Raw genomic sequence first — 12,569 nt, 5'->3', positions numbered from 1 at the left:
GTCGTTAGGGCCACCGTCTACTTTGGAGCAACGGCGAACATGATGGCGCGCTGGAAATCCCTACCTTTACGGCTTCGTCTATTTCTCTCTTTTGGGACAGTCTTAGCATTCGCGATGCTTTTGGCGCTCTATCTTCAAGCGCGTTCACACAGCCAAGCGCGGCTGGATAACCTGCTTAATCAAGAGCTACCGGCACAGGTCAAAGGGCTGGCAGCGCATATAAACCTCAGCCTTAGCCAGGATCTTGCCATTTCCGAAAGCTTGGCCAATAGCTACTTTATTGAGCAGTGGGTTCGCGAAGGCCTACCGGAAGAGCGACAAAACGACATTGCGGCGTATCTAGCGCGTCTTATGGAGCAGTTAGACACCGAGCTGCTGTTTATCGCCGCTCAACACCAGGGTCGGGGCTACTATTTCCAGCTGCGCAACGGTGAATTTCTGCAGCGCATTATCCAGCCCCCCGGCAGCGAAGATGACTGGTACTACCACTTTACTGACAGCGACAACGCTTACGAGCTAAATTTAGATAGCGACACCTTCTCACCCGACGATGCCTTTGTGTACGTCAATTATCGCAGCACGGTAAATGCCGCCAACGGTCGACCGCTGGTCGTGGCCGGTGCGGGGCTTGATCTCTCCCAAATGGCCAGTTTGATTGATGACTTTCGCTTAGGCGGTAGCGGACACGCTTCGCTGCTCAGCGCCGAGGGTGAGCTGCTTGTTCGCAGCGGCGAAGCCAATCGTAGTGATGAATCAGCTCCTACTGTCGCAACAGCCACCGAGGCCTTACCAGAGCAAGCGTCGCAGCGTTTGCTGCAAAACGAGCAGCTACAGGTGCATGAAGCGACCCGTGACGGTCAAGAAGTGTTGGTCAGCACGATCTGGCTCCCCGAGCTGCAGCGCTACCTAATGGTGGAAGTCGATAAAAAGGCGTACCTGGCGTCCACCCACGAGCGCTTCCTGGAGTCCAGCGGTATAGGGCTGCTCATTCTGCTCGTTGGGCTGCTGGTACTCTACCCGCTGACTGGCAGCCTCATCCGCCCGCTGATTGATTTCCAGCGCCAGTTGAAAGACATCACCTACAGCCTGGATCTTTCGCGGCGGGTCAGCACCGATGACAAAGCCGAACTTGGCGACTTAGCCAACCAAACCAACGAGCTCCTTGAGCGCCTCTCCCGCGCTATTGCGGCAGTGGCCAAAAACGCTCAGGCACTAACGCAAGTCGCTGACCGGCTGGCGAAAACCGCCGGGCTTTCCGGTGTGCACGGTAGCGATATCGATCATGAAGCAAGCCAAACCATGGCCGCAGCGGTCGAGGAAATGGCCTCTTCGGTAGCGGAAATAACTTCCACCATGGAAGAACTCTCTACCTCATCAACCCAAATTGCCGATCACTCTCAGTCGGTGGTCGACGTTGCCAATCAGACGCTGGAGCGCAGCCGGAAAGGCAGTTCGGCCATGCAGCTGCTACAGTCAAAAATGCAGGATATCCGTAGCGACAGCGAACAGAGCCTGACAGAGATCATGACACTGGGGGCGAAATCCAAACAGATCAACAAGGTTATGGAGCTGATCAACACCCTGGCCGCTCAGACCAAGCTGATCGCTTTTAATGCCGCCTTGGAAGCTTCAAGCGCAGGGGAATCGGGCCGCCGCTTTTCGGTTGTCGCCAGTGAGATACGCCGCTTGGCTGACAGCGTGACCGACTCAACCCAAGAGATTGAAGCGCATACCGATGATATTCAGACGGCGATTAATCGCTTGGTGGTGGCCTCTGAAAAAGGTGCCTCCTCAATCGAGCAGGGCGTTGAGGCAAGCATGAGTACCGCCCAGGATCTGGAGGCGCTGCTCAAGGCAGCGAGTCAAACCAGCAGCGCGGCCCAGCAGATATCGCTCTCCACACAGCAGCAAAAAACCGCCAGCAGCCAGGTGGTGATGGCCCTACGCGATATCGATACGGCCAGTTCTCGCAACGCACACTCAGTGCGCAGTATTACCGATATTAGCCAGGACATGATCCATATGTCGGCTGAGCTTAACGCGCTGGTGCAGGAGTTCACCCTAACAAATAAAAATCGCTGATAAGGATACCGGATGAGTGTAATTCGGGTAGTCATTGCCGACGACAGCCAAGTAGCCCGCGACGTGCTACGCGATATCCTCAGCCGGGACGATGATATTGAGATCGTGGGGGAAGCCGCGAATGGCCGCGAAGCGGTGGAGCTGGCCAAGCGCCTTGCGCCGCATCTGATCACCATGGATCTCAACATGCCGGTGATGGACGGCTTGACCGCGATCGAAGAGATCATGTACAGCAAAGGGGTGCCCATTCTGGTAGTTAGTGACCGCTCCGATGCGCAAACCGCCTATCAAGCCCTTGAGGTAGGCGCGTTGGAGGTCATGCCTAAACCCACTCTGGAAGGAGCCGATGCCGAACGCTTGCTGGAGCGTGTACGCCTGCTTTCCGGTGTGGCGGTCATCACTCGTCTACGTCGACGCGGCTTAGCACCCACCCCCTCTCCTCCAATAGCGACATTTGCTGTAACGCCACGGGGGGTGCCGCGTAACTTCCAGCACGTGGTCGCGATCGCCTGCTCAACCGGTGGCCCGCAAGCTTTAGTGCGGGTGCTGCGGAGGCTACCCAGCGGGTTTCCAGCCCCCATTGTGATCGCCCAGCACATCAGTCATGGATTTATTGATGGCATGGCACAATGGCTGGCATCCCTTTGCACTATGCCGGTTAGCGTGGGCCAAGAGGGCGAACGGCTACGCCCTGGGCATATTTACCTCTCACCTTCCGAGCGTGACTTATGCGTATCCTCCCGCCACCGCTTCCAGCTTCAACCCAGTCCTGAATGCTCCCTGTACCACCCCTGTTGCGATGTGCTGCTGCACAGTGTCGCGGAGGTCTACGGCAGCGATGCGATTGGTATTATTTTGACCGGCATGGGCCGCGATGGAGTGAATGGTATGCGGGCGATACATCGCGCAGGCGGAACCACCTTCGCGCAAGATGAAGCCAGCTCGGTGATTTATGGCATGAATCAGGAAGCCGTCAAAGCAGGCGTCATACAGTATGAATTACCGCTCGATAGCCTTCCGGATCGGCTGCTACGCGATGTCCATGGCTGCATGGATAGCCGACCGGAGCCTCTGGCATGAGTGCGTTTGCTCCCTTCAAAGCTCTGGTGCATCAACGCTGCGGTTTACACCTAGATGGCTTGGCCGAAGCCCGGCTATTCCGAGCAGTAGCCAGCTTACAGGCCTCCACGGGGCTAACCGACATCACTCAGCTCCTCAAGCAATTAAGCCACGACCCGGCGCTATTCGATCAATTTGTCAGCCAGTTAACGGTCAACGAAACCTATTTTTTTCGCGAACCTGACGCCCTGGACTGGCTGGTCAACACCTATTTACCGCAACGCCTAACGACAGAGCAGCCGCCGCTCTCTATCTTCAGCGCGGGCTGCTCTTCCGGTGAGGAGCCCTATAGCGTAGCGATGATGCTGTTTGAGCGCTTTGGCGAGCGGGCCAAAGCGCTGTTTACTCTTACCGGCGGCGACCTGGATCACCAAGTTCTCGCCAAGGCACGCCAGGCAGTTTATGGCGGCATGGCGTTTCGCGCCCTCTCCCCCGCCTTCAAAAAGCGTTACTTCAGCCCCCACAAGGGGCGCTACAAGCTTCACGAACCGCTGCGCCAATGGGTAACCTTTCGGCCGTTTAACCTGTTAAACGCCAACGAAGACAGCCCCGTCGGCCCCTTTGATGTAATTCTGTTTCGCAATGTCTCGATCTACTTTGACCAGCAGACGCGGCGCCATATCCATCAGCAACTTAGCCAGTTGCTGGCCCCCAATGGCATTTTACTCTGCGGCGTCACCGAAACCCTGGGTAACGATCTCGGCGTGTTTGAATTGACCGAAGCTCAGGGCGTATTTTACTTTCGCCATGCAGAGCAACCCGCGATAGTGCCAGAGACGCCCCTTCAGCCCTCATTACTTGCGATGGACAACATGGCTGAAGACAGTATTAGCGTTGCTGAGAGCGCAAATAAACAGCTAGCGTTAGACAACTGCACTGATGTGACACCCCAGGCGCCACGTCAGCATGCAACGGAAAAAGAGCCAACGGACAGCATTAGCCACCAACTGCACACCGCCCATCGGTTGCTTAACCAAAATGCGTTTGACGACGCCGCTACGCTGCTTGAGGTGCTGCTTAAGCAACAGCCGTGGTCGATCGATGCGCTGGTGCTGGCCGGGTTGGTCGCCCGCTGGCAGCAGCGGCCCCAGCTCGCCTACGAGCATTTTAAGCGGGCCATTTACGTCGCCCCGGAGTGTTGGCCGGCCCATTTCTACTTAGCTGAACTTTATCGCCAAGGCGAACTGGCCGACAAGCCATTACAGCGCAAGCAGCGCTATGCTGCGGTGGTTCGTTTGCTGACCACTGCGCCCACCTCTGATGGAGGGCTAGACACCATCACCCCACCACTACCGCCAGGCGATGCGCGCTTTCTAGCCGAACGTTATTTAGACGCGGTGAACCTAACACTGGCATCAACCAGTACCACCCAGGGAGTGGGTTAATTATGGCGCTGGATATTCGCCGCTTTATACAACGCTTTGTGGAAGAGGCAGCCGACCACCTGCCCCGCTTGCGAGAAGGAATTAGCGCACTGGAGCAGGGCCATGCTGATCGCGAACAGATCAACGACCTGTTCCGCGCAGCGCATACGCTGAAAGGCTCGTCGCGAATGCTTAAACTGGTGCCAATTACGGCGCTGGCACATAGCACTGAAGAGCTGCTCAGCGCTCTGCGCGACGGCACCCTAACCGCAACGCCAACGGTGACCAGCCTGCTCAGCCAGGCGGTTGACGGTCTTGCTGACTTAGTCAGTCGACTCGCCGAAGGAGCGACAGGTGACGACCTACCCGCGGCTGATGAGGCGCTATGTAGCGCCCTGGAAGCGGCTGCCCTCGGTCAGGCCCCACCCCCGCCCATTACTCCCGCTGAGGCGGCGCCATCCTCTGTGCCTGCGCTACCGTCCTCCTCAACACCGCCTTCCTCCGCTGCGCTGGTGGCGGAGAGCGAACTGCGGCTCAGCGATACTGTGCGGGTTCGCCTGGATCGACTGGACGATGTTATTCGTTTGATGGGCGAAGTGCTTTCCGGCCATCATCATTTACATACCCTGGTTGATCAAGCCCGTGAGCTAAGCATCACACCTCCTGCCGAACAGCAGGGGCCTTTTCACGCCTTTCACCGTGAGCTGAAAGATAGCGTGTTAAGCCACGATTCGCTGATGAGCGACCTACACGACCGCGCACTGCAAATGCGCATGCTGCCGTTAAGCGTGGTGTTTGATCCACTCGCGCATATGTCCCGGGAATTGGCCCAGTCACTCGGCAAACAGGTCGACTGCCGGGTGCGAGGCAGCGAAATCGAACTTGATCGCCAGATGATTGATCGCCTGTCGGATCCGCTTATTCACCTGCTGCGCAATGCCTTGGATCACGGCTTAGAGCTGCCTGCCGAGCGCCAGGTAGCGGGTAAACCTCCCCGTGGGCAGTTGGTTATCGAAGCCTGGCAGGATGCTGGCTGGGTGGTGGTAGAGATGCGTGACGACGGCGCGGGTATTTCGCTTGAAGCGGTACGTCAAAAAGCGCTCGCCAAGCAGTTGGTGAGCGAAGAGCAGCTCCATGCACTGAGCGAACAGGAAACGCTAGAGCTTATATTCCTGCCGGGCTTCTCTACCAAGAGCATGATTACCGACTTTTCTGGCCGCGGTGTGGGCATGGATGTGGTCAAGCGCACCGTGGTGGATGAGCTTAACGGCGACCTGCAGCTTGCCAGCGAACGCGGTAACGGCACCCGCTTTACTCTGCGCCTGCCACTCTCGTTGGCGATGATGCAGGTACTGCTGGTCAGCGTCGGCGGCGTCAACCTAGGGGTAACGGCGCCTTACGTATCAGAGTTGGTAGAGTGCTCATCACAATCATTTATTGATGCTGCGGGTCAGCGCACGCTGATTTTACGCAATGAATTTGTGCCGGTGGTATCGCTAGCCCAACTGCTTGAGCTACCAGAGACGGCGTCCGGTACTGATACCACCCTACTGCTGGTCGTCCACCAGCGGCACCAGAAGCTTGCTCTGATTATTGACTCCCTGATTGATGAACGCGATATGATCATCAAGCCACTGCCCGTGCATCTGCGTTATTTACCACTGGTCTCGGGCATGGTTTCCATGGGACGCAATGCGCTGGTAAGCCTACTCCACGTACCCGCTTTACTGGAAGCCACCCGACACGGTGCCCAACGTGCTAACGAAGAGCGTGCATCCTCCGCTCTCGCGAAACGCATTTTGGTGGTCGACGACTCACTGAATACCCGCGAAATAGAGAAAGATGTACTCGAAGCGTGGGGCTACCACGTTACCCTGGCCGAAAATGGTCGCGACGGATTAGCCAAAGCACTGGCAGAGCCGTTTGATGCCGTACTTACCGACGTTGAGATGCCGGTAATGGATGGCTTTGCGCTGACTGCCCGACTGCGCGAAAATGAGGTTTATCGTTATCGGCCAATTATTATTATCACCTCGCGGGAAAAGGAGGCTGATCGGCGACGCGGTATTGAAGTCGGTGCTGACGCTTATATCGTCAAAGGTAGCTTTGACCAAAACAATTTAGTTGAGACACTCCAGGCCCTACTGGGTTAATCACGAGTGATACTGACACGACGGTTAATGACATAGCCATTAAAGACACAACTACCATGAGGTCATGGAATGCCTATCCTGGTCGTAGACGACGATCCGCTTGCCGGGGAAATGACGGCGGCACTGCTTGAGCATCAGGGCCATGAGACGCTGCTGGCCATTGACGCGATGGAAGCCGTTGAGCAGCTAGATAATCGCAGCGATATCAAGCTGATTGTCAGCGATATGCACATGCCCCTCATCAGTGGGGTAGCACTGCTGGCGATGCTGCGCGAGCAGGCTAATCACCTACCGTTTATTTTACTCACCGGAGACACGCCGGACATAACGCTTCAGCAAACACCAGGCCTGGATGCCTGTTTGCGTAAAGATGCCGAGCTGGCATCCAACCTGGAAGCCGCAGTAAAACAGGCGCTTGATGAGTAACCATCGCTAGTGGGAATGGATCACTGATGGAATGGATCGCCGCTTTCGTTCACTTACGTAGGTAGTTTGATGTCTAAGCCCGCCCCTTCGCTGCACGATAAGCTGAACCAGCTGCGTGAGCGTTTTATTGAGCAGCTTCCGTCCCGCTTAGCGCAAACCGCCGAGCTGTGGCAGCAGAGTCGCACGACGAGCGAAGAACAGGCGCGACTCGCGCCAGAGCTGCACCGTTTCTTTCATAGTTTGAAAGGAACCGGGAGGTCGCTGGGATTTGAGCGGCTTGCCCAGCTGGCGGATCAGGCGCAAGAGGCGCTTACTACCTCCCCCGCCCGCGCCGATATCGATACGTTTATCAGTCAATTGCTTCTCCAGATGGGTCACGAGCAGCAGCACCTGCGTTCCCACCACGGTCAACAGCAAGCGCTGGCGGCCGTAAACAGCTTCGAGCTTTCCAGCCAAGTTGAGCCACTGCGCAATAAGCGCCAGCGGTTAATTTATCTGTGCGACGATGAGCCCGAGCAGGTCGATCAATTAATCCATCACCTACGCTGCTTTGGTCACGAAGTCGTTCAGTTTATCGATACAGACACATTCTTTAACGCCGTGCTCACTCGTCGCCCTGACGCAGTCATCATGGATGTGCAGTTCCCCCAAGGGCAGACGGCAGGCACTGAAACCCTGACCAGCTTAAACAAACTGACAGGCCAACCGCTTCCTGCCATCGTTTTGTCGGCCCACAGCGACTTTCATTCGCGCCTGAGTGCCGTTCGTGCAGGCTGCGGCGGCTACTTTACCAAACCGGTAAAACCGCTGGATCTGATGCTGGCAGTGGATGAACTGACCGCTCCGGCGGCAGAAGAGCCACTCAAGGTGCTAGTGGTGGATGATGAGCCCGAAGCAGCCGCTTACCACGCTCTGTTGCTTGAAGAGAGCGGAATGCTGACTCATCAGGTTCACCATCCCGCCGATGCGCTCACGGTAATGGAGCGCTTTAGCCCCGATTTACTGTTGGTCGATGTGTATATGCCGGTGTGTTCTGGGGAAGAGCTGGCATCGATTATTCGCCAGCAGCCGGAACACCTGGGTCTACCGATTATCTATCTCTCCAGTGAAACCGACAGCCAAAAGCAGATATCCGCTATGTCTGCGGGGGTTGAAGCCTTTCTCACCAAACCCGTTCAGCCCGAAGAGCTGGTCTCTGCCGTGCAACTGCGCGCCGAACGCCTGCGTCTGCTGCGCTCATTAATGACCCGCGACAGCATGACCGGGCTGTATAACCACAGCACCACCACTGAACTGATCAATAAAAACCTCGCTCAGGCGCACCGTGATAATAGCCAGCACGCCATGGCGATGATCGACATTGATCACTTCAAGCATGTCAACGACACCCACGGTCATTTGGCGGGTGACCAGGTAATTATCACCCTGGCAAGACTATTAAAGAGTCGCCTGCGTCTCTCCGATATTATCGGCCGCTACGGCGGAGAAGAGTTTGTTGTGCTGCTAAAGGGCATTAATGCCGAGAAAGCCGCCACATTGATCGATAGCCTGCGCGAGGATTTTGCACTGATTGATTTTCACACCGGTGAGGTTCGCTTTCGCTGCACCTTCAGTGCAGGCATTAGCAGCTTCCCCGCACAACCTTCTACCGAGCCGCTGCGTTTAAGCGCCGACCAAGCGCTCTACCGCGCCAAACACCAAGGTCGCAATCAGGTAGTGATATCGCCGGAGCTGGCCGATGACCGCTGAATTTCCCCGCAACGGCGAGGCAAATGACCAGCCGCCCGCTACCCAAACCCTTGACGAGGCATTAGCAGCACACGGCGATGCTGAGGCGGTGGTAGATATTGATGAGCCTACCCAACAGCTAGTGCTCTTCCGGCTCAACGGCCAGCCTTTTGCACTACCCGGCAGCGCGGTGAGTGAAATTCTATCCAGCGACCAACCCGTCTATTACGTGCCGGGACTGCCTTCCTCTACCGAAGGTGTGCTGCACCTGCGGGGCACAATCGAGTCCGTCATTAGCCTGCATCGACTACTCGGTTTACCTGCACCGGAAGGTAACAGTAAGGGGATGATTCTGTTAGTGAGCGCGGCAGGGATTACTAGCGGTGTGCGTATTGAACAGCTTGATGATGTGTGCGAGGTCACTCAAAGTATGCTGCAAGCGCCGCCAGAGACGCTTTCCGGCACGTTGCGCCCTTATGTCAGCGCGCTATGGCAGATAGATGAGCAAGAAGCGCTTGCCCTGCTTGACCCAGAGGCGCTCTTCGACGCCTACCAGCAGGGGCTCGGTTAAAGTGCCCTTGCATCGCGGCCATCATGAACAGGCCCAGGTTGCCTTGGTGCTGTTTTGCGTAGGGCCTTACCGTACCGCCTTGGAAGCGCGCCATGTGCTGGCCATGACCGATCACCCCACGGCACCGCGCACTGCCAATGCTCAAACGTTGCTTTATGAAGGTGGTGACCATGGCTCCCCACCTAACCGCTGGCTTACCCTACGCGACGCTCAAGCAGCCAGCGACAACAACAGCACTTGGCAACTGGGCGTGAGCGGTGACATAACGCTTCAGCAACTGCCGGCCAACACCCTCTACCCGCTGCCTAAACTGCTGCTTTCCCGCCGATTTTCCACGGCGCTATGCGGGTTAACCTTCGTCCAGCAACAGCTAGTACTGCTACTGGATGCCCGCAAGCTTAATCCTTAGCTTTCTCAGCCCCTGCTCTTAGCCAGCCAACCACAAACAGCTAATGGCATCGCCCTCGGCTATGTCGCTATTGGCCGGAATCACTGCAAAAGCATCGGCGTTAATACAGGATGAAAGCACCCCGGAATTCTGATCCTCAAAGGCCGTCGCCGTCACCCCGCTTGGCGTGAACTCAAGCGTTACACGCATATAGTGCTCACGTGGGCCGGTGGAGGTAGCAAACCCCGCTTTCGCGGTCACCGCTGGCAGCGATGTTAGCGCTGGACAACCAAGCATTGCGCCCAGTAAGGGACGCAAAAACAACCAGGCACCAACAAACCCCGAGACCGGATTGCCTGGCAAACCGACAAACCGCACCTGGCTGCCGTCATCGCGAGGCAAACGACCCAGTGCCAGCGGCTTACCGGGGCGGATCGCCAGCTTCCACATATCGAGCTGGCCAATCGCTTCCAGCGCAGCTTTGACATGATCCTCTTCGCCGACGCTGACGCCGCCAGTGGTGACCACCAGGTCTGCCTCAGCAGCGGCGGCCGTTAACAGTGCCACAGTGCGGGCATAGTCATCCGGAACACTAACGGTACTCACCACCTCGGCGCCAAAGTTCTCTAACAGGCGCCTAAGCATCGGCCGGTTTGAGTTGTAAAGCTGCCCCGGCTTTAGTGGCGTACCCGGATCAATAATCTCATCGCCCGTCGAAAGCAGCGCCACACAGGGGCGCCGGCGCACGCTGACCTGAGTAATCCCCTGACCTGCCAAGTGGCCAAGGGCCGCTGCTTCGAGCCGCTCACCAGCGTCTAACAGTACGCTGCCCTGGCGCACGTCACGCCCTTGGCGGCGGACATTATCACCTGCGGGAATATCCGCAGGCATCAGCGCACGATCACCGTCAACTTGTACGCGCTCCTGCATCACCACGCAGTCGGCACCGGGAGGAATCTCACCGCCGGTAAAAATACGTGCGCAGCTTCCTGGCGCAAGCGCTTTCGCCTGTGTGCCGGCGGCAATGCGTTGACTCACCGGCAGCCACTGCCCCGCATCAGCAGCGCGCAAGGCGTAGCCATCCATCGCGCTATTATCGAAGGGTGGTACATCCAGCTGTGCGGTGACGGCTTGGGCCAACACACGCCCGGCAGCGGCTTCCAGCGGAACACTCTCGACGCCTATTACGCTGACGTCTGCCAGTAGCGCCTCAAGCGCGGCTGATATTGGCTGCAAGTCACTCATGCTGACCTCGGCCAGGGATGACCAGGTTGGCGAGCATGAACTGGGTATTATGAAGTGATGGCATAGTCGTCTCTAAAACAGAAAAACCGGAGTCGTTAACCTTAAAGAGTAGATTAGCGCTGTAGATAGAATGCCACGATCAACGTTCAGAAACAGCCCGTAGTGGTTACATCTAGCTAGACGACTAGTCAGTTCTATATAAGCTGGCTAAGGCGTTACTGTCGCACCTCGTTGAGAATTTCTTCTGCTACATCGACCCTTACCTTACCAAGCTTCACCAACGCGTCGGCTACTTTCTCAATCTCGTCACCAACCGCACCTGCCATGACCGCAATATTTTTCGCATGGAGTGCCATATGACCCTTTTGGATGCCCGTCGTCGCTAGTGCTTTGAGTGCAGCGAAGTTCTGAGCCAAACCGACTGCAGCAATAGTGCAGGCAAGCCGTTCGGCAGTCGTTATGTTCATTATATCCAGCGCAATACGCGCTGTAGGGTGAGAGCGCGTGGCTCCACCAATTAAGCCTACCGCCAAAGGCATTTCAATAGTGCCGGTCAGGTTTCCGTCAGCATCGGCTTCCCATCGTGTTAATGAGCTGTACTGCCCTGTACGGGCAGCATAAGCATGGGCTCCCGCCTCTACGGCCCGACAATCATTTCCAGTTGCCAGTACCACAGCACTTACCCCATTCATGATGCCTTTGTTATGCGTGGCTGCGCGATAAGGGTCAATATCGGCGAAGTCATAGGCGGCCAATATGCCATCACGAACCTCTGCACCACCAATTTCGTCCAAAGCCCAAGTAGCCCGTGCTCTCGCTAACCGACGATCCGCCAAGTTGGACAAAATACGCAGATAGGTCTTCCCTCCCGTCCATTTTGCAATATGGGGGGCTACGGCTTCCGCCATGGAATTCACTGCGTTAGCGCCCATTGCATCACGAGTATCGACAATCAGATGGGTGACCACCATTGGCCCAGTGCGTCCTTTCAGAACACGCACCTCCATATCACGGAACCCGCCGCCGTGTTTAAGCAAGACCGGATCTGTTTCATCACATATCAACTGAACGTGCGACTTATGCTCTAGTATCTGCAAACGAGCGAATTCAGGATTCGGAACACCCAGCAACTGAACCTGGGCAATCATGTGAGAATTCGACATGTCTGTCTTAAAACCGCCGGTTGAACGGCACTGACGGGCTGCGTTACAGACAGCAGCTACCACCGAAGACTCCTCTGTCGCCATGGGCACTAGGACATCATGCCCATCTACCAGCATATTGGTCGCCACACCCAAAGGAATGTTCATGGTGCCAATGACATTCTCGATCATGGAGTCGGCTGTGGCTGAATCCAGGTTGCCCGTGTTACCCAGGTGCCTGACAACATCCTCGCTCAACCCAGTGACTTCCACTACCTTTTGTAGCCGCTCTTCAGGTGACATTTTGTGCAACCCTGGAATACGAGAAGTCGTTGTAGTCATTGTTTTTAT

Annotated in this window: 10 protein-coding genes; 8 read left to right on the top strand and 2 right to left on the bottom strand. The window is 56.4% G+C overall.

Annotation, left to right across the window (positions count from 1 at the left end; all coding sequences use genetic code 11):
- The first annotated feature begins 39 nt into the window (after window positions 1-39).
- The 8 genes from ACW17M_RS14175 to ACW17M_RS14140 all read left to right on the top strand — a co-directional run bounded on the left by ACW17M_RS14175 (window position 40) and on the right by ACW17M_RS14140 (window position 9,852).
- Entirely contained in the window at window positions 40-2,082 is a 2,043-nt protein-coding gene (locus ACW17M_RS14175) for a methyl-accepting chemotaxis protein (RefSeq protein ID WP_039857278.1), read from the top strand.
- 12 nt (window positions 2,083-2,094) lie between these two features.
- Window positions 2,095-3,162 carry a chemotaxis-specific protein-glutamate methyltransferase CheB gene (gene cheB / locus ACW17M_RS14170; protein ID WP_009285866.1) on the top strand — a complete coding sequence of 356 codons (1,068 nt, stop codon included), beginning with the start codon at window positions 2,095-2,097 and terminating at the stop codon, window positions 3,160-3,162.
- Entirely contained in the window at window positions 3,159-4,586 is a 1,428-nt protein-coding gene (locus ACW17M_RS14165) for a CheR family methyltransferase (RefSeq protein ID WP_027957012.1), read from the top strand. The genes cheB and ACW17M_RS14165 overlap by 4 nt, the downstream gene beginning before the upstream one ends.
- 2 nt (window positions 4,587-4,588) lie before the next feature.
- Window positions 4,589-6,718, top strand: coding sequence for a hybrid sensor histidine kinase/response regulator (locus ACW17M_RS14160; protein ID WP_457547671.1), 2,130 nt, complete (start codon window positions 4,589-4,591; stop codon window positions 6,716-6,718).
- 69 nt (window positions 6,719-6,787) lie between these two features.
- The gene (locus ACW17M_RS14155) at window positions 6,788-7,144 is read left to right on the top strand and encodes a response regulator (protein WP_457547670.1); all 357 of its coding nucleotides are present in this window, start codon (window positions 6,788-6,790) and stop codon (window positions 7,142-7,144) included.
- Between the two features lie 69 nt (window positions 7,145-7,213).
- Window positions 7,214-8,893 (top strand): diguanylate cyclase, encoded by a 1,680-nt coding sequence (locus ACW17M_RS14150; protein WP_457547669.1) that lies wholly within the window; start codon window positions 7,214-7,216, stop codon window positions 8,891-8,893.
- A complete protein-coding gene (locus ACW17M_RS14145) occupies window positions 8,883-9,443 on the top strand; it encodes a chemotaxis protein CheW (RefSeq protein ID WP_041159342.1) in 561 nt (186 codons plus the stop codon). Before ACW17M_RS14150 ends, ACW17M_RS14145 begins: the two co-directional genes overlap by 11 nt.
- 1 nt (window position 9,444) lies before the next feature.
- Window positions 9,445-9,852: a hypothetical protein gene (locus ACW17M_RS14140; RefSeq protein WP_027957015.1), complete on the top strand. Its 408-nt coding sequence runs from the start codon at window positions 9,445-9,447 to the stop codon at window positions 9,850-9,852.
- Window positions 9,853-9,870: 18 nt separating this feature from the next.
- On the opposite strand, the gene ACW17M_RS14135 is transcribed toward ACW17M_RS14140, so the two are convergent.
- Together ACW17M_RS14135 and ACW17M_RS14130 are read right to left on the bottom strand one after the other, a co-directional pair.
- The gene (locus ACW17M_RS14135) at window positions 9,871-11,076 is read right to left on the bottom strand and encodes a molybdopterin molybdotransferase MoeA (RefSeq protein WP_039857282.1); all 1,206 of its coding nucleotides are present in this window, start codon (window positions 11,074-11,076) and stop codon (window positions 9,871-9,873) included.
- A 215-nt stretch (window positions 11,077-11,291) separates the two neighbouring features.
- Entirely contained in the window at window positions 11,292-12,569 is a 1,278-nt protein-coding gene (locus ACW17M_RS14130) for a hydroxymethylglutaryl-CoA reductase, degradative (RefSeq protein ID WP_258955994.1), read from the bottom strand.

The organism is Vreelandella sp. 2A-K22 (genome assembly GCF_054065485.1).
Note: the sequence above shows the minus strand (reverse complement) of the source record. Positions and strands in the feature narration are given on the sequence as shown.